Here is a 16893-nt window from a genome sequence, read left to right as displayed (position 1 = left end):
ACCTCAAGGCAATGTCACAGCAGGGAACGTCGTGGCCAGACCCGAAGGAGCGGTGACCGTGATCGTCACGGCGTTACCGGCAGCACAGCCACTCAAGGACAGCGCCACCGTCGTCGCCAAATCCTCCAACGGTCTTCCAGGCGTCGGACGGGCATCCGCAAGCGGAGCCCCTGCAATATTGTCTATCAAGCAAGTCGTCGGTGAAGTCGTTGCCGTGACCCGGGTACCCGCAGGCATTGGCAGCAACAGATTATCCGAGCTATGGAGCTTGAAGCTGAGGCGGCTGCGCGTTGCAGAAACAGAGGAAATCGCAGGCGTCGTCGACGCGAACAGCAGGACCGCTTGCTGACGAACCGTGGTGGCCAAGCCGCCGTCACAAGTATTGGATTTCGACGGGAACGCACCACCAGCGCCAGTACAAGCTCCGCTGGCACCACGCGGTACCACGAACTCTCCTGCATCGAAAACATTGCTCTCGTTGTCGTCGCGGTAGGCATCACCGATCTGAACGAGGGTGTCGCCCGCGTCGAAGATGTTGTTGCCATTCACATCCACATAGTCCTTCGTGCCCTCGGTGTAGGCCAGCACCGAAGCACGCCCACCGGCAGGGCGCGGATTCTGCGTCACGAAGGTCACGGAGCAGGACGAGATGTTGGCGGTGCGCGTGGTCGCGCAGCTGCGGGCGACCTGACCACCTTCCGCCGTGAAATTGATGACCGTGCCATCTTCCACCGCATTGCCTTGGCGATCAGCCAAGCGGACGGTCAACGTCGTCGACGTCCCATCTACCGCCCAGCCTTCCAAAGCGAACTGACCAGCCGACAGGCTCATGAAGCGCTGCGAAGGAGGGCCCGAAGCAACCGTCAGAAACTGCGACTCAGCAAACACCGTCGGACTGCTGACCAGCGCGGCCCGCACCTTGACGGCGCCAGGAATGGTTCCCGAGAACGCAGAAACGGACACGTAGCCATCGGCATCGCTGGTCTTTGTGACAGCCGCCGGGGAACCCGAAGCGTCGAGTCCGACGCCACCAGGGTTGGTTTCGATGCTCAATCGCACAGGCACGCTGGCCAGTGACGTGCCAACGGACGACAACACGCGGAACCGCAGCACGGACTGCTCGGCCGCACCACTTCCGGCAACAAAGATCTGCTGCGGCGTGGCATCGACGAACGTCACCGTGTTGGCTACGGGCGCCGCCACGGTCAGCGTTCCCGTCTGCGCCGAGGCACCCGCACTGGACGCAGTCACAGTCACCGTTCCGCTGCAAGGCTGCCCCGCACCGTCGACAGCGGAATAGGTCACCGAGGCGACACCGCTGCCATTGGTCGTCTTGCTGAAGCCGCCAGAGCCGGTGTCCTGCCCATCGATGCGACCGCAGGATGCAGAGAACGCAACATTGACCGGCGTCGAGCCGGCCGCAACACCAGCGATGCTCGCGGTCGTGGACACGGTGGCGTTCCCACCCGACGCCAGCGCAGTCGGGCTGATCGACAGTGCCGACAACGCCAAGCTGGATGCGGAGACCGAGAAATCGGTGCTGGCGGTCACTGCGGTCTCGCCGACGGTTGCGCTGGCCGTCACCGAAGCCGCGCCTCGCGCGGACAGCGAGGCAGGTTCGACACTCACCTGGGCAACACCGGAAGCGTCTGTCAGAGCCGTTGCCGGCGATAGCGCCGCAATGGCTTCGTCGGAGACAGTGAAGTTGACAAGGCGGCCGGCAATCGCAGCACCGGACGCATCCCGCAAAGTGGCTCGGGCCATGGCAGCGCCACCCACGCTGACGCTGGTCACGACGGCACCACCGCTGTTGATGACAGCCACGGTCATCGTCGGCGTCGCCGTGCCACCGCCGTTGCTGCCACCGGTGCTGCTGGTGGAGCCCCCCCCACCCCCGCAAGCCGCCACCAATCCAGCCACGGCCACCGCCGCCAGGTATCGCATCCAACGCATAGCTCTTCCCTCTTGTGATTCTGTGTCTGTGCCGCAGCCTGGCGCTTCAGCGCCCTGCCATCCGGTCCGCGATCATCTTCGGCGTGATGAACACCAGCATCTCCGTCTTGTTCGACGTGCGCGTGCGGCTTTTGAACAGGTTGCCGGCGATCGGGATGTCGCCCAGCAGCGGCACCTTGGTCACGTCGTCGTTCTCGGTCAGCTCGAAGATGCCGCCGATCACCACCGTGCCGCCGTTCTCCACCAGCACCTGGGTCTTGATGTGCTTGGTGTTGATGGCGAAGCCGGCCGAGGTGCTCTGGCCCACGCTGTCCTTGTTCACGTCCAGGTCCAGGATGATGTTGCCCTCGGGCGTGATCTGCGGCGTCACCTCCAGCTTGAGGTTGGCCTTGCGGAACGCGATCGAGGTTGCGCCGCTGGAGGTGGCGACCTGGTAGGGCAGTTCCGTGCCCTGCTCGATCAAGGCCTTGGTCTGGTCGGCCGTCACCACGCGCGGGCTGGACACCACCTTGCCCTTGCCATCGGCTTCCATGGCCGACAGCTCCAGCGTGAGGAAGCGGCCGACCCCCTCCTTGAAGATCGACACCGCAAAGCTGGCCGCCTCCGTCGCGGCGCCCTGGGCCGTGGCCGGCAGGTTGACGAAGTTGCTGCTGGTGTTGATGGCATTGCCGTTTGCCGCGGCCGTGGCATTGCTGTAGCTGGTGCCGGCCACGATGCGGTTGCCCCCGCCGATGCTGTAGCCGTTGCCGTTGCCGCCCCCCAGGCGCACGCCGAGCGACTTGCCGAAGGTGTCGGAAGCCTCGACGATGCGCGCCTCGATCAGCACCTGGCGCACGGCCACGTCGAGCTTCTTGATCAACTCGTTGACGGCCTCCAGCCGGCTCGCGACGTCGGTCACGAACAGCTGGTTGGTGCGCGGCTCGGGGATCGCCGTGCCGCGGCTGCTCAAAAAGCGGCTGTTGCCCGTGGAACCGGTGCCGCCACCGCCCGCGTTGGTGATCTGCGCGGCGATGTCGGTCGCCCGCGCATAGTTCATCTGGAACGACTGGGTGCGCAGCGGCTCCAGGTTCTCCAGCGCCGCGGCGGACTCCAGGTCCTTCTTCTTGCGCGCATCGATCTCGTCCTTGGGCGCGATCCACAGCACGCTGCCACTCTTCTCCATGCCCAGGCCCTTGGCGTCCATGATGATCTGCAGCGCCTGGTCCCAGGGCACGTCCTTGAGCCGCAGCGTGACCGCGCCGGTCACCGAGTCGGAGGTGACGACGTTGAAGTTGGTGAAGTCGGCGATCACCTGCAGCAGCGCGCGGACCTCGATGTTCTGGAAGTTCAGCGACAGCTTCTCGCCGCTGAAGCCCGGCCCCTGGCTCAAGCGGTTCGGGTCGACGCGCTGCGGCCGCACCTCGACGACGAACTGGCCTTCGCTCTGGTAGGCGCTGTGTTCCCAGTTACCGCGCGGCTCGATGACCATGCGCACCCGGTCGCCGACCTGGAAGGTCGAGATGGTCTGCACCGGCGTGCCGAAGTCGCCCACGTCCAACCGACGGCGCAGGCCCTCGGGCAGAGAGGAATTGAGGAACTCCACGACCAGGCTCTGGCCTTGCTGGCGCACGTCCACGCCGACCTGGCTGCTGCCCAGGCCCACGAGCACGCGGCCGGTGTTGTCGGCACCACGCCGGAAATCGAGGTCGCGCAGCGCCGCGCGGCCCTGCGCGCCGGCATCCGGGAACACGGGCGCCGGGCTGGTCGGTAACGCGGACGCCACGGGGTCGAGCACGATCAGCACCGTATTGCCCTGCAGCAAGGCCTTGTACGAGGTGGCCTGCTTGAGGTTGAGCACCACGCGCGAGCGGTCGCCCACGCTGAGCACGCTGGCCGAGCGCAGGTTGCCCTGGTTGATGTCGATGGGCGTGCGCGGCATGGTGCTCACCACGCCCGCGAAGTCCAGCGCGATACGCGCCGGCGACTGGATGGCCACGCCGGCTGGCAGGGCGGCCGGGGCTTCGCTGAGGTCGATGCGCACGATCTCCGAGCCGTTCTGCACCGCGCCGGTGACCGACTGGATCGCCGGCACGGCCCAGGCGCCGCAGCAGGCCAGCGCCAGCCCGAACGCTGCCATGCCCCGCGCGAGGATGCTGCCGGGACGGTGGTTGTGCTTGTTCATTTGACTTTCTCCTGCAGCTGCAGACTCGCCGCGCGCTCGATCCACTCGCCGCTGCCGTCCTGCACGATCTCGCGCAGGAGCACCTCCGCTTCGTCGATCTTGATGACTTTTCCGTAGTTCTGGCCCAGGTGCTCGCCCACCCGCACCTGGTACAGCAGGTTGTCCACGCGGACCAGCGCCACCGGGGCGCCGGCGCGGCGCAGGTTGCCGACCAGGGTCATCGCGTCCAGCGGATAGGCCTCCAGCGGCTCCTTGCGGCGCGCCAGCTCGGGGCCGATCAGGCCAGTGTTGCTGGCGCTCGGCGCCGCGTCCTGCCGCAGCACCGAAGCCAGCCGCTGCTGGCTGAACGGGTCCACGGACGCTTCCTGCGTGTAGGCCTGCGGCACGAACTGCTTGGGGGCAGACAACGGCGTCACCTTGGCGCGCACCTGGCTGCGCCGCTCCGCCATCCATTGCTGCAGTTCATCCTGGCCGTTGCCCGTGCAGGCGCCCAGCAGCAGCACAGCGACCACCCAAGCCCCCAGCCCGGCCGGGCGCAGCAGCCGGCTCACTTGCCGCCTCCCTTGGCCGGGATCTTCTGGGCGGCGATCTCGTCGGCGTCCAGGTAGCGGAAGGTGCGCGCCGTGGCATCCATGGTCAGCGCGCCGTCGCGGGCGGGCACGATGGCGATGTTGTTCAGGGTCACGATGCGCGAAAGGTTGGCCACGTCGGCCGCGAAGGCGCCGATGTCGTGGAAGCGGCCCGTCACGCGCAGGGCGATCGGCAGTTCGGCGTAGTACGGGCGCACCACCACCTGGCCCGGACGGAACAGGTCGAACTGCAGGCTGCGGCCCAGGCCGGCCTGGTTCACGTCGGACAGCAGCGCCGCCATCTCGGCCTTGCTGGGCAGCTGGCGCTCCAGCTGCGTCACGTACTGCTGGATCTGCTCGCGCTGCTTCTTGAGCGCGTCCAGGTTGACGGCCTTGACCAAGCGCGTCTCGTAGGCCTGGCGCAGCTCCGTTTCCTTGTTCTGCTCGACGATCAGGTCGTCTTCGAAGCTGCTCAGGTAGGCGAACCAGGCCACGGCCAGCACGGCGACCGCCACGAAGGCCAGCAGCAGCACGCGCGGCAGGGGCGGCCACTGCGAGGGATCGGATGGATGCAGGTTGCGGAACTGCCCGGCGATCTGAGCCTGCAGCGCAGCGACATCGATGGAGCGGGCCTTCTTGGGTTGGGTCGCCATGGCGCTCGCTTCTTCAGGGTTTCGCAGCGGCAGGCGCCGAAGCCGCCTTGGCAGCCGCCGCCACCTCGCTGGCCCGCACCAGGCGCACACGCAGGTTGAAATTGGCCACGCGTCGGTTGTCGCGCGGGCCCAGGGCCACGTTGCCGGCGACGATCTCGGCCAGGTCCGGCCTGGACAGCCAGGGCGTGTTGTCGGCCAGGTTGCGCAGCAGTTCGGAGATGCGCTCGTTGGACTGGGCCACGCCCTGCAGCGTGACGGCCTGGTCGTCCTGCTTGAGGCTGGTGATGTAGACGCCGTCGGGCAGCTGCTTGACGAGCTCGTTGAGCAGGTGCACGGGCAGGTTGCGGTCGGCCTGCAGGTCTTCCACCGCCTTCTGGCGCGCTGTCAGCGCCGTGATCTCCTGCTCGATCGTGGCGATTTCCTTGATCTGCACGTCCAGCACCTGGATCTGCGACTGCAGGAACTGGTTGCGCTCCCGCTGGGTCTCGATGCGCGCCTGGAACCACAGGTAGATCGCGCCGGCCACCGCCAGGCCGACCAGGGCCGACACGCCCAGCATGACCTGGAAGGCTTCCTTGCGGGCCTTGCGCGCCGCCTCGCGGTGCGGCAGCAGGTTGATGCGGACCGTCGTCATAGGGACACCCTTCGGCCTGCGGCCTGTCCCGCCAAGCGGGAGCGCGCTTGCTTGGGGCGGCCCGGCGCGGTGCTCATGGAAACCTCCGCAGCGCCAGCCCGCAGGAGGTCAGGTAGGCGGGCGCCTCGCGGCCCATGCGCGCCGTGCGCACATCCTTGCCCATCTCCATGCCGTCGAAGGGATTGGCCAAGCTGCACGGAAACGAGGAGTGCAGCGTGACCGCCTCCGTCAGCCCCGCCAGCGGCGCCGAGCCGCCGGCCAGCATCACGTGGTCGACCTTGTTGTGCGGCGTGCTCGTGAAGAAGAACTGCAGCGCCCGGCCGATTTCCTGGGACAGCCCCTCGACGAACGGGGCCAGCACGCTGCTGGAATAGTCCGGCGGCAGCTCGCCGCTGCGCTTCTTCTGTTCGGCCTCCTCGGCCGAGAAGCCGTACTGGCGCACGATCAGCTGGGTCAGCTGCGCACCGCCGAAGGCCTGGTCGCGGTCGTACAGCACCTCGCCATCGCGCAGCACCTGCATGCTGGTGGTCATCGCGCCGATCTCGAACAAGGCCACGATCTGGCCCGCGCCTTCGTTCGGCAGTTGCGCCACCAGCCGGCCGACGGCCAGCCGCGAGGCGAAGGACTCGATGTCCAGCACCACCGGATTCAGGCCGGCTGCCTCGGCCAGGCCCTGGCGGTCCTGCACCTTCTCCTTGCGCGAGGCGGCGATCAGCACCTCCACGTCGCCGGAGCCACCGGCGCTCGGCCCGACCACGCAGAAATCGAGGCTCACCTCGTCGAGCGAGAACGGGATGTACTGGTTCGCCTCGGATTCGACCTGGAACTCCATCTCCTGCTCGGTCAGTCCGCCGGGCAGTGCGATCTTCTTGGTGATGACCGCCGAGGGTGGCAGGGCCATGGCCACGTTCCTGGTGCGCGTGCCGCTGCGCTTGACGAGCCGGCGCAGGGCCTGCGCCACCTCGTCGAACTTCTCGATGTTGCCGTCCGTGATCCAGCCACTCTCCAGCGGCTCGATGGCGCAGCGCGTCAGCACCAGGCGCCCGGCGGGGTCATGGTCCAGTTCCACCAGCTTGATGCTGGACGTGCTGATGTCGATCCCCAGCAGTGGGGCCGGTCTACGGCTGAACATCGTCCCCAAAGAGATCAATCAAGGCCCCTGAATTGCTCAGAATAGCTACAAATGCTGACAAGCTTTATGGATGCTATCAGCAACAGTTTGGAGCGGGAACCGCTTGTGTACGCTGTTGCGCATGCGACGTTGTCAAAAGCCGACGTCTGCGGGCTGCAAGGTGCGCGGATTTGTAACAGCCGCAGGGCGCGGCCCATGGGTGGCCATGCCGCAGTCCACGGGCCGCAAGGCAAAATGACAGCCCGCGTCCGGCCCCGGCCGGCGCCACCCCGCGAGTCCCTATGCCTTCAAAGTCTTCCCCCGGCGACGCTTCCAAGGCCGCCCCCTCCACCCCGCGCAGCCCGTGGGGCTGGGTTGGCCGCGTGCTGGTCTGGCTGGTGGGCATCGCGGCAGCGGGCGTCGCGGCCGTGGCCCTGATGGTGGCCATCGCCCTGGCCGTGGCCTACCCGAACCTGCCGGACATCTCCGACCTGGCGGACTACCGCCCCAAGCTGCCCTTGCGCGTGTACTCAGCCGACAACCTGCTGCTGGGCGAGTTCGGCGAGGAGCGCCGCAATCTCATGCCGATCGCCGAGATCCCCCAGGTCATGAAGGACGCGGTGCTGGCCATCGAGGACGCGCGCTTCTACGAGCACGGCGGCGTGGACTACAAGGGCGTGGCCCGTGCCGCGCTGGCGAACCTGGGCAACCTGAAGAGCCAGGGCGCCTCCACCATCACCATGCAGGTGGCGCGCAACGTCTACCTCTCCTCCGAGAAAACCTACACGCGCAAGATCTACGAGATCCTGCTGACCTTCAAGCTGGAGCACCTGCTCTCCAAGGACAAGATCCTGGAGATCTACATGAACCAGATCTTCCTGGGCAACCGGGCCTATGGTTTCGCCGCCGCCTCGGAAACCTACTTCGGCCGCCCGCTCAAGGACATCACGGTGGCCCAGGCCGCCATGCTGGCCGGCCTGCCCAAGGCCCCTTCGGCCTACAACCCGATCAGCAATCCGAACCGCGCGCGCGTGCGCCAGCTCTACATCATCGACCGCATGCTGGAGAACGGCTTCATCACGGCCGCGCAGGCCCAGCAGGCAAAGAATGAGGAACTGCGCATCCGCCCGGGCAACGAGGGCACGCGCGTGCACGGCGAGTTCGTCGCCGAGACCGTGCGCCAACTGATGTACGCGCAATACGGCGACGCGACCTACACGCGCGGCCTGAACGTCTACACCACGCTCAGCGCCAGCGAGCAGGTCGCGGCGTACAACGCGCTGCGCCGCGGCATCATGGATTTCGAGCGCCGCCAGATCTACCGCGGCCCCGAGAAGTTCGTGACGCTGCCGGCCGGCGGCACGGAACTGGAAGATGCCATCGACGACGTGCTGCTGGGCCACCCCGACAACGGCGACGTGCTGTCGGCCGTGGTGCTGGAGGCCACGTCCAAGCGCATCCTGGCGGTGCGTGGCAACGGCGACGAGGTCGAGATCACGGGCGACGGCCTGAAGCCCGCGCAGTCGGGCCTGGCCGCCGCCGCGCCGCCCAACATCAAGATCCGCCGCGGTGCCGTGATCCGTGCGGTCAAGACGCCCAAGAACACCTGGGAGATCACGCAGCTGCCCGAGGTCGAGGGCGCTTTCGTGGCGATGGACCCGCGCAGCGGTGCCGTGCGCGCGCTGGTGGGCGGCTTCGACTTTCAGAAGAACAAGTTCAACCACGCCACCCAAGCCTGGCGCCAGCCGGGCTCCAGCTTCAAGCCCTTCATCTACTCGGCCGCGCTGGAGAAAGGCTTCACGCCGGCCACCGTGGTCAACGACGCCCCGCTGTTCTTCGATGCCGGCTTCACCGGCGGCCAACCCTGGGAGCCCAAGAACTACGACGGCAAGTTCGATGGCCCGATGACGCTGCGCACGGGCCTGGCCAAGTCCAAGAACATGATCTCCATCCGCGTGCTGCAGGCCGTCGGCGCCAAGAATGCACAGGAATGGGTAACGCATTTCGGCTTCGAGGCCGAGCGCCACCCGGCCTACCTGACCATGGCGCTGGGGGCCGGTTCGGTCACACCCATGCAGATGGTGGCGGCCTACTCGGTGTTCGCCAACGGCGGCTACCGCGTCAACCCCTGGCTGATCGCCCGGGTGACCGACCACAAGGGCCGCATCCTGGTGGAAACGCAGCCGCCGGTGCTGGACGAATCGATGCGCACCATCCCGGCACGCAACGCCTTCGTGATGAACAGCCTGCTGAACGAGGTCACGCTGCGCGGCACGGCCGCACGCGCGCAGGCCACGCTCAAGCGCCCCGACGTGTACGGCAAGACCGGCACCACCAACGACGCCATCGACGCCTGGTTCGCCGGCTACCAGCCGACGCTGGCCGCCGTCACCTGGATCGGCTACGACCAGCCGCGCAACCTGGGTTCGCGCGAGACCGGCGGCGGCCTGTCGCTGCCGGTGTGGATCAACTTCATGGAGACGGCGCTCAAGGGCGTGCCGGTCGTGGCGCTGACGCCGCCGCCCGGCGTGGTCAACAGCGGCGGCGAGTGGTTCTACGAGGAATACGCCCACAACGCCGGCGTCAGCAGCCTGGGCCTGGACACGCCGCTGCCGAACAGCAATGGCAACGGCGGCACGGTGGCCGCGCCACCGCCGGCCGAGGAGCGCAACCGCATCCTCGACCTGTTCCGCAACTAGGAGAACACGAGGGCCTGCCCTGCCTGGGCGCTCGCATCGCGCGACAGCTGGGCAAAGAACTCGGCGCCGCCCTTGGTGTCGCGCCACTGGCCGTCGGCGAAGCGGTAGTGGTAGCCGCCGGACTGGGCCGCCAGCCACACCTCGTGCAGCGGCTTTTGCAGGTTCACGACGATCTGGCTGCCATTGGGGAAGGCCAGCGTGACCATGCCGCCCACGCGCTGGTTGTCCAGGTCGGCATCGCTCTCGTCGTTGATGCGGTCGCAGCTGGCTTCCACGGCCGCCAGAAGCTGCTCGGCACGGTCCATGAATTCGGGGTCGGTCATAATTTTGCGGATGTCTTCTATGCCAAAGATTCTAGGTGCGGCCTTGCTGGCGCTGCTGGCTGCAGCATGCGGCCAGAAGGGCGATCTCTACTACGCCAAGGACGCCGCTGCGCGCAACCGCGCCTCGCTGGGCCAGGCCTTGCGCCCCTCGATGCCGGCTTCGGCCACGCCGGCGCCCGAGGCCCAGGAGCTGCCTTCGCTGACGCCAGCGACCCAGCCCTTGCCGTTGCCGAGCAAGTGAAGGCCGGGCATTGCCAGCGCCGTTGAATTGAAAGCGCTGGCCGCTCCAGGCCTTGCTTTGCACATGGCATGGCCGGCTGGGCCTGCATAACATCTTCCTCTTTTCGCTGCCCGCCCCATGACCACCACGCCCCTGCCCGGCCATCCCCACGTCCACCAGCACGACGGTGCGCTCCACGTCGAAGGCGTGCGCCTGGCCGACCTCGCGGCCACGCACGGCACGCCGCTGTTCGTCTACTCCAAGGCCGCGATGCTGGATGCGCTGGCCGCCTACCAGCGCGGCTTCGCAGGCCGGCGCGCGCAAATCTGCTATGCGATGAAGGCCAACTCCACGCTGGCCGTGCTGCAGCTGTTCGCGCGCGCGGGCTGCGGCTTCGACATCGTCTCGGGCGGCGAGCTCCAGCGCGTGCTGGCCGCGGGCGGCGACCCGGCCAAGGTGATCTTCTCGGGCGTGGGCAAGACCCGCGCCGAGATGCGCCAGGCGCTGGACCACGGCATTGCCTGCTTCAACGTGGAGAGCGCGGCCGAACTCGACGTGCTCGACGAGGTGGCACGCGCGCATGGCAGCCGCGCGCGCGTGAGCATCCGCGTGAATCCCGACGTGGACGCCAAGACCCATCCCTACATCTCCACCGGCCTCAAGGGCAACAAATTCGGCGTGGCGCACGACGAGGCGCTGGCGCTGTACCGCCATGCGGCCAGCCTGGCGGGCCTGCAGGTGGTCGGCATCGACTGCCACATCGGCTCGCAGATCACCGATGCCTCGCCCTACCTGGATGCGATGGACCGTGTGCTCGACCTCGTCGACGCGATCGAAGCGGCCGGCATCCGGATCGAGCACATCGACTTCGGCGGCGGCCTGGGCATCGTCTATGGCGCGCCCGGCGACGACGCGCCGCCGGCGGCCGATGGCCTGTGGCAGCAGTTGCTGGCCAAGCTCGACGCGCGCGGCTACAGCGACCGGCTGCTCATGATCGAGCCCGGCCGCTCGCTGGTCGGCAACGCCGGCCTGTGCCTGACCGAGGTGCTGTACCTGAAGCCCGGCACGCAGAAGAACTTCTGCATCGTCGACGCGGCCATGAACGACCTGCCGCGTCCGGCCATGTACCAGGCCTTCCACCAGATCGTGCCGCTGGCGCCGCGCGCCGATGCGCCGACCGTCTACGACGTGGTCGGCCCGGTCTGCGAAAGCGGCGACTGGCTGGGCCGCGACCGCAGGCTGGCCGTACAGCCCGGCGACCAGCTGGCCGTGCTCTCGGCCGGCGCCTACTGCATGAGCATGTCCAGCAACTACAACACGCGTGGCCGGGCGGCCGAGGTGCTGGTCGACGGCCAGGCCGCCCACCTCATCCGCGCGCGCGAGGACGTGCAGGCGCAGATGCGCGGCGAGTCGCTGCTGCCGGGCTGAAACGGCGCCACAGCCGCCAGGCCAGCAGCACGCCGAGGATCGCCGCGTAGATGGCGACTTCGCCGAAGTCGTTCTTGCCCGCGCGCATCCAGAAGAAGTGCAGCAAGGCCAGGCCCGCGACGGCATAGACCGCACGGTGCAGCGCCTGCCAGCGCTTTGCGCCCAGCGCCTTGATCGCGCGGTTGAACGAGGTCGCGGCCAGCAGGCTCAGCAGCACAAGGCCCAGAAAGCCGACCAGGATGAACGGCCGCTTGGCGATGTCGGCCGCGATGTCGGGCACGTCGAAGCCCATGTCGAACCAGGCGTAGCAGAGCAGGTGCACAGCGCCGTAGAACCAGCAGAAGACGCCCAGCATGCGCCGGAAGCGGGCCAGGGCGGGCCAGCCGGCGAGCTGGCGCAAAGGCGTGACGGCCAGCACGATGCACAGGAAGCGCAGCGTCCAGTCGCCGGTGGCGCGGATCAGATGCTCGGCCGGGTTGGCGCCCAGCGTGTTGGCAAACGCACCCCAGGTCAGCCAGGCGAACGGCAGCAGGCACAGCGCGAACACCACGGGCTTGGCGACCGGGTGCAGCAGCAGCTTCACGTCAATAGTTCTTCTTGAGGTCCATGCCGGCATACAGCTGCCCGACCTGGGCCTCGTAGCCGTTGAACAGCAGCGTCTTGCGCTTCTTGGCGAACAGTCCGTCCTCGCCGATGCGGCGCTCCGTGGCCTGGCTCCAGCGCGGATGGTCCACGTTGGGGTTCACGTTGGAATAGAAGCCGTACTCGTTGGCGGCGGCCTTGTTCCAGGCCGTCGCGGGCTCCTTGTCGACGAAGCGGATCTTGACGATGCTCTTGGCGTTCTTGAAGCCGTACTTCCAGGGCACGACCAGGCGCACCGGCGCGCCGTTCTGCTTGGGCAGCACCTCGCCGTACATGCCGAACGTCAACAAGGTCAGCGGGTGCATGGCCTCGTCCATGCGCAGCCCTTCGGCGTAGGGCCAGCTCAGCACGCGCGAGCCCACGAACGGCATGGTCTTGGGATCGGCCAGCGTCAGGAACTCGACGTACTTGGCACCGGGCTGCGGTTCCACCTTCTGGATCAGCGCCGACAACGAATAGCCGACCCAGGGGATGACCATGGACCAGCCCTCCACGCAGCGCATGCGGTAGATGCGTTCTTCCTGGGCGGAAAGCTTGAGCAGGTCTTCGAGCGCATACTTGCCGGGCTTCTTGACCAGACCCTCGATCTCCACGCTCCAGGGATCGGTCTTGAGCGTGTGGGCGTTGCGCGCCGGATCGGCCTTGTCGGTGCCGAACTCGTAGAAGTTGTTGTAGGTGCTGGCGTCCGCGTAGGAGGTCAGCTTCTCCATGGTCACGGCGCCGGCCACAGCGGACTTGGCGCCCGGCAGCGCCGCCAGCTTGCCCGGCCGCGCCGCCTGGGCCAGCGCGTCACGCTGGGCCCAGCCCGCCAATGCCACGCCGGCAGCGCCACCGGCCATCCAGCGCATCAGTTCGCGCCGGCTCTGGTAGGCGCCGTGCGGCGTGATCTCGCTGGCATGCGGGTGGAGAAATCCGTCGGCATTCGTCTTGATCAGCATCGTGCACCCTTTCGGAGAAGTCATACGCAGAAAACGCCGCGCTGGATGCCGTCAGAGACGCAACAGCGTCACAGCGTTCCGTAGCTGTGCAAACCCGACAGGAACATGTTGACCCCCAGGAAGGCGAAGGTCGTGATCGCCAGCCCCACCAGCGCCCACCAGGCCGACACGGTGCCGCGCAGGCCCTTCATGAGCCGCATGTGCAGCCAGGCCGCGTAGTTGAGCCAGACGATCAGTGCCCAGGTCTCCTTGGGGTCCCAGCTCCAGTAGCCGCCCCAGGCCTCGGCCGCCCACAGCGCGCCCAGCACGGTGGCGATGGTGAAGAAGGCAAAGCCGACCGCGATGGCCTTGTACATCACGTCGTCGAGCACTTCGAGCGCGGGCAGCCGCTCGGCGATGCGCCTGCGGCCGAACAGGATGGCCGCGACGATCAGCGCCGAGACGCCGAAATAGATCGCCCAGTAGCTGCTGCCACCGTCCACGCCGCCCTGGCGGAACACGATGGGCTCGAAGCACAGCACCACGCCCAGCGCCCACAGCGGCGCCAGGCGCCACCAGCGGGTCTCGCCGGCCTGCTGCTTGATCAGGTAGGCGAAGGCCACCATGGCCGCCAGCGCGAAGGTGCCGTAGCCAACGAAGTTGGCCGGCACGTGCAGCTTCATCCACCAGCTCTTGAGGGCCGGCACCAGCGGCTGGATCTCGTGCGCCTCGCGCACCACCGTGTACCAGAGCAAAAAGCCCACGGCCGCGCTGATGACCAGCATCACGAAGGCGCCGAGTGCGCGGGTGCGGTACTGGTCTTCGAAGTAGAGGTAGAAGGCCGCCGTCAGCCAGCAGAACAGCACGAAGACCTCGTACAGGTTGCTGACCGGGATGTGGCCGATGTCCGGGCCGAGCTGGTGGCTCTCGTACCAGCGCACCATGGTGCCGACCAGGGCCATCGTGACCGCCGCCCAGGCGATGCGCGAGCCCAGCAACTCCAGCGCCGCGGCCGGGTTGCGGGTGAGCATGCCGCCCCAGTAGAACACCGTGCTGATGAAGAACAGCATGCTCATCCACAGGATGGCCGACTGGCTGGACAGGAAGTACTTGAGCCAGAACACCTGGTCGGCGCGGGCCAGGTCGCCGCGGCCGTCGACCTGGTAGGAGGCGATGGCCAAGAGCGCCAGGCCGGCGACCACCAGCATCAGCATGCGCAGCGGACGCCAGAACCAGCCCAGCCAGATCAGGCTGGGCATGGCGCCCGCCAGGATCCACTTCTCGTAGATGTCCATGGCCGCGTGGTAGCGCGAAAACGCGAAGATGCCGCCGGCCAGCACCAGCACGGCGAACAGCCAGTCGAATCCGTTGCGGCGGGCCAGGAAGCCCTCGTGGAGCACCAGCGTCTCGCTGGGGCTGCGCGTGATGGTGTTCATCGTCTCACTCCTTGGCGCCGGTCCCGGCGCCGATCAGCCGGCTTTTGAGCAGGTCGAATTCGCGGTCCACGTCCAGCGTCTTGCGGTTGGACGACAAAGCCATGGTGGCCTGGGTGGCCTCGCCGTTCGGCGCCATCCAGACCCACAGGCGGCGTTCGCGAACATACAGCATCGCGAAAATCCCCAGGATCAGCAGCAGGCATCCGAGGTAGACGATGTTGCGTCCGGGGGCGCGCGCCACCTGGAACACGCTGGCCTGCACCTGGTTGAAATTGACCAGTTGGAACACCATGGGCGCTGGGTACAGCGCCGCATCGCTCAGCGAGAGCACGGCCTGCGTCATGAACGCCTGGGTCTTCTCGCTGCCTTCCAGCGGCTTGGCGCCCACGCGCTCCTGGCCCATCTGCACGAGTTCGAACAGCGCGCCGTTCAGGATGCGCACCAGCACCTCGCCGGCACGGCCGCGTTCGGCCTCGGGCACATTGGTCTCCATGAAATCGGCAATCGCCTGCAGGCCGCCGCGCGGCGTGGCCCAGGCGCCCTGGCCCTCGCCTGCGAACAGGGCCAGCGCCTTGGCGGCCGAGGCCGCCAGCTGCTCGGCCAGCTCGGGCCGCTGCGGGTCGACCGCGCGCGCGGCGTAGCGCCGCACGGCCGCGGCACGCAGCGCCGGGTCCATGAGGTCGGCGCGCAGCCGCAGGAAGGTGTCCATGCTGCTGGCCTCGTCGGCCGGCACGCGCAGGTAGCGGAAGGCCTCGGCCGGCGTCTCGCGCACACCCAGCAGGAAGGCCGGCACGCCGTCGCCGGTATCCACGGGCAGCATGTAGTTGTGGTACTCGCGGGCCTGGCCGGCCGCGTCGCGCAGCCGGTAGGTGATGCTGGGGCCGACGTTGCGCAGCTCGCGGTGCGTCACGGTCTTGTTGCCCGCGCCCAGGCGTGCGTCGATGGCGCCACGCAGGTCGACCTTGCGCACGTCCACAGCGCTGCCGGTCTGGCCCGTCAGGTTCTCGACGTTGATCACGCGCAGGGCCTGGTACTCCAGCGTCATCTTCTCGTCGCCACGGTTCAGCTCCGTGCTGCTCCCGATCACGCCCTCGACCTCGAAGGGCTTGCCGCCCGGCACCAGCGGCACGGCCTTGAGCTGCACGCTGGAGCCGCCGTCGTCGAAGCTGGACTGGTAGATCTCCACGCCCTTGTAGCTGAACGGATGGTTGACCTCCACGCGCGCCGGCGTCTGGGCGCCGGTCTCGCGGTCGTGGACCACGATCTCGCTGGCGAACAGCTTGGGCATGCCGGTCGAGTAGTACTCGACGATGAACTTCTTGAGCTCCACCGCGAACGGCAGGTCCTGCAGCAGCACGCCGTCGGACTGCGCCAGGATGGCCGTGCTGGACTGCGTCCCTTCGGCCACCATCAGGTTGCCGCGGAAGGTCGGGTTGCGCATGGACAGCCGGTGCTCGGGCGCCACGTCGGCGATCATGCCCCCGCCCTTGTAGACGCTCTTGCCGTTGAACCAGGTCTGGGCGCGCACCACCAGGTCGCCGTCCAGCAGGCCGCCGATGCAGACCAGCACGATGGCGCTGTGCGCCGCGATGTAGCCGAACTTGTTAGCCGCCCCGGCCTTGGCCGCCACCATCCAGCCCTCGCCGGCCGGTGTCTCGCGGCGCTGCAGCTTGACCTTCCAGCCGGCCCTGGCCAGGGCCTGGCCCACGCGCGCCGCCGCGGCTTCGGGCTGGCCGGCGACCACGGCGCTGGCCTTGTGGTGGAAGGCGTTCAGGCTCTGCGCGCGAATGTTCTCCTTGTAGACCTTGAGGTCCGCAAAGATCTTGGGCGTGCTGCGCGCGATGCACAGCGTGGTGCTGATGACCAGGAAGGCCAGGATCAGCAGGAACCACCAGGCGCTGTAGACCGCGTTGAGACTGAATTTCTCGAACAGCAGCGCCCAGAACGGGCCGAACTGGTTGACGTAGTTGTTGGCCGGCTCATGCTGCTTGAGCACCGTGCCGATGATGGATGCGACGCAGATGATGGTCAGCAGCGCGATCGCGAAGCGCATCGACGACAGCAGTTCCACGGCGGCCCGCCAGGCTTGCGAGCCGCTGCGAACGCGCAGGCCGTGGGTGGTGGTGGTCATCGTGCAAGGGCCCGGT

At 67.7% G+C, this 16893-nt stretch carries 14 protein-coding genes; 3 read left to right on the top strand and 11 right to left on the bottom strand.

Annotation, left to right across the window (positions count from 1 at the left end; all coding sequences use genetic code 11):
- Positions 1-3 precede the first annotated feature (3 nt).
- From ASF45_RS29605 to ASF45_RS29580, 6 genes are all read right to left on the bottom strand, one after another.
- Complete coding sequence (locus ASF45_RS29605) at positions 4-1953, bottom strand: Ig-like domain-containing protein (RefSeq protein ID WP_156473240.1); 1950 nt, start codon at positions 1951-1953, stop codon at positions 4-6.
- A gap of 46 nt (positions 1954-1999) precedes the next feature.
- Positions 2000-4114: a type IV pilus secretin PilQ gene (gene pilQ / locus ASF45_RS29600; protein ID WP_056672210.1), complete on the bottom strand. Its 2115-nt coding sequence runs from the start codon at positions 4112-4114 to the stop codon at positions 2000-2002.
- Entirely contained in the window at positions 4111-4665 is a 555-nt protein-coding gene (locus ASF45_RS29595) for a pilus assembly protein PilP (protein WP_056672207.1), read from the bottom strand. The genes pilQ and ASF45_RS29595 overlap by 4 nt, the downstream gene beginning before the upstream one ends.
- The gene (locus ASF45_RS29590) at positions 4662-5336 is read right to left on the bottom strand and encodes a type 4a pilus biogenesis protein PilO (RefSeq protein ID WP_056672204.1); all 675 of its coding nucleotides are present in this window, start codon (positions 5334-5336) and stop codon (positions 4662-4664) included. Before ASF45_RS29590 ends, ASF45_RS29595 begins: the two co-directional genes overlap by 4 nt.
- Positions 5337-5349: 13 nt before the next feature.
- Positions 5350-5970: a PilN domain-containing protein gene (locus ASF45_RS29585; protein ID WP_056672201.1), complete on the bottom strand. Its 621-nt coding sequence runs from the start codon at positions 5968-5970 to the stop codon at positions 5350-5352.
- 73 nt (positions 5971-6043) lie between these two features.
- Positions 6044-7102, bottom strand: a complete 1059-nt coding sequence (locus ASF45_RS29580; RefSeq protein WP_369802190.1) for a pilus assembly protein PilM — start codon at positions 7100-7102, stop codon at positions 6044-6046.
- Between the two features lie 281 nt (positions 7103-7383).
- Between ASF45_RS29580 and ASF45_RS29575 the strand changes: the two genes are divergently transcribed.
- Entirely contained in the window at positions 7384-9780 is a 2397-nt protein-coding gene (locus tag ASF45_RS29575; RefSeq protein WP_056672195.1) for a penicillin-binding protein 1A, read from the top strand.
- Here ASF45_RS29575 and cyaY read toward each other — a convergent pair.
- A complete protein-coding gene (cyaY, locus tag ASF45_RS29570; RefSeq protein WP_056672192.1) occupies positions 9777-10103 on the bottom strand; it encodes an iron donor protein CyaY in 327 nt (108 codons plus the stop codon). The genes ASF45_RS29575 and cyaY overlap by 4 nt on opposite strands.
- Positions 10104-10122: 19 nt before the next feature.
- On the opposite strand from cyaY, the gene ASF45_RS29565 reads away from it, so the two are divergent.
- The gene (locus ASF45_RS29565; RefSeq protein ID WP_156473239.1) at positions 10123-10344 is read left to right on the top strand and encodes a hypothetical protein; all 222 of its coding nucleotides are present in this window, start codon (positions 10123-10125) and stop codon (positions 10342-10344) included.
- Between the two features lie 117 nt (positions 10345-10461).
- Positions 10462-11751 carry a diaminopimelate decarboxylase gene (lysA, locus tag ASF45_RS29560; RefSeq protein WP_056672185.1) on the top strand — a complete coding sequence of 430 codons (1290 nt, stop codon included), beginning with the start codon at positions 10462-10464 and terminating at the stop codon, positions 11749-11751.
- Here lysA and ASF45_RS29555 read toward each other — a convergent pair.
- The 4 genes from ASF45_RS29555 to ASF45_RS29540 all read right to left on the bottom strand — a co-directional run bounded on the left by ASF45_RS29555 (position 11690) and on the right by ASF45_RS29540 (position 16877).
- On the bottom strand, positions 11690-12334 hold the full coding sequence (locus ASF45_RS29555) for a sulfite oxidase heme-binding subunit YedZ (protein WP_369802189.1): 645 nt from the start codon (positions 12332-12334) through the stop codon (positions 11690-11692). The genes lysA and ASF45_RS29555 overlap by 62 nt on opposite strands.
- Before the next feature lies 1 nt (position 12335).
- Positions 12336-13331 carry a protein-methionine-sulfoxide reductase catalytic subunit MsrP gene (gene msrP / locus ASF45_RS29550; RefSeq protein ID WP_056672178.1) on the bottom strand — a complete coding sequence of 332 codons (996 nt, stop codon included), beginning with the start codon at positions 13329-13331 and terminating at the stop codon, positions 12336-12338.
- 68 nt (positions 13332-13399) lie between these two features.
- Positions 13400-14746 carry a c-type cytochrome biogenesis protein CcsB gene (gene ccsB / locus ASF45_RS29545; RefSeq protein ID WP_056672175.1) on the bottom strand — a complete coding sequence of 449 codons (1347 nt, stop codon included), beginning with the start codon at positions 14744-14746 and terminating at the stop codon, positions 13400-13402.
- A gap of 4 nt (positions 14747-14750) precedes the next feature.
- Positions 14751-16877, bottom strand: coding sequence for a cytochrome c biogenesis protein ResB (locus ASF45_RS29540; RefSeq protein WP_056672171.1), 2127 nt, complete (start codon positions 16875-16877; stop codon positions 14751-14753).
- Positions 16878-16893 lie beyond the last annotated feature (16 nt).

The sequence above is a fragment of the Pseudorhodoferax sp. Leaf265 genome (genome assembly GCF_001422365.1).
In the GTDB taxonomy this organism is placed as follows: Bacteria; Pseudomonadota; Gammaproteobacteria; order Burkholderiales; family Burkholderiaceae_C; genus Pseudorhodoferax.
Note: the sequence above shows the minus strand (reverse complement) of the source record. Positions and strands in the feature narration are given on the sequence as shown.

Excerpts from the sequence above, each read along its gene's own strand:
- ASF45_RS29605 (WP_156473240.1), bottom strand. The coding sequence starts at position 1,953 with ATGCGTTGGATGCGATACCTGGCGGCGGTGGCCGTGGCTGGATTGGTG.
- ASF45_RS29590 (WP_056672204.1), bottom strand. The coding sequence starts at position 5,336 with ATGGCGACCCAACCCAAGAAGGCCCGCTCCATCGATGTCGCTGCGCTG.
- ASF45_RS29585 (WP_056672201.1), bottom strand. The coding sequence starts at position 5,970 with ATGACGACGGTCCGCATCAACCTGCTGCCGCACCGCGAGGCGGCGCGC.
- ASF45_RS29565 (WP_156473239.1), top strand. The coding sequence starts at position 10,123 with ATGCCAAAGATTCTAGGTGCGGCCTTGCTGGCGCTGCTGGCTGCAGCA.
- cyaY (WP_056672192.1), bottom strand. The coding sequence starts at position 10,103 with ATGACCGACCCCGAATTCATGGACCGTGCCGAGCAGCTTCTGGCGGCC.
- msrP (WP_056672178.1), bottom strand. The coding sequence starts at position 13,331 with ATGCTGATCAAGACGAATGCCGACGGATTTCTCCACCCGCATGCCAGC.
- ccsB (WP_056672175.1), bottom strand. The coding sequence starts at position 14,746 with ATGAACACCATCACGCGCAGCCCCAGCGAGACGCTGGTGCTCCACGAG.
- ASF45_RS29580 (WP_369802190.1), bottom strand. The coding sequence starts at position 7,102 with ATGTTCAGCCGTAGACCGGCCCCACTGCTGGGGATCGACATCAGCACG.
- pilQ (WP_056672210.1), bottom strand. The coding sequence starts at position 4,114 with ATGAACAAGCACAACCACCGTCCCGGCAGCATCCTCGCGCGGGGCATG.
- lysA (WP_056672185.1), top strand. The coding sequence starts at position 10,462 with ATGACCACCACGCCCCTGCCCGGCCATCCCCACGTCCACCAGCACGAC.
- ASF45_RS29575 (WP_056672195.1), top strand. The coding sequence starts at position 7,384 with ATGCCTTCAAAGTCTTCCCCCGGCGACGCTTCCAAGGCCGCCCCCTCC.
- ASF45_RS29540 (WP_056672171.1), bottom strand. The coding sequence starts at position 16,877 with ATGACCACCACCACCCACGGCCTGCGCGTTCGCAGCGGCTCGCAAGCC.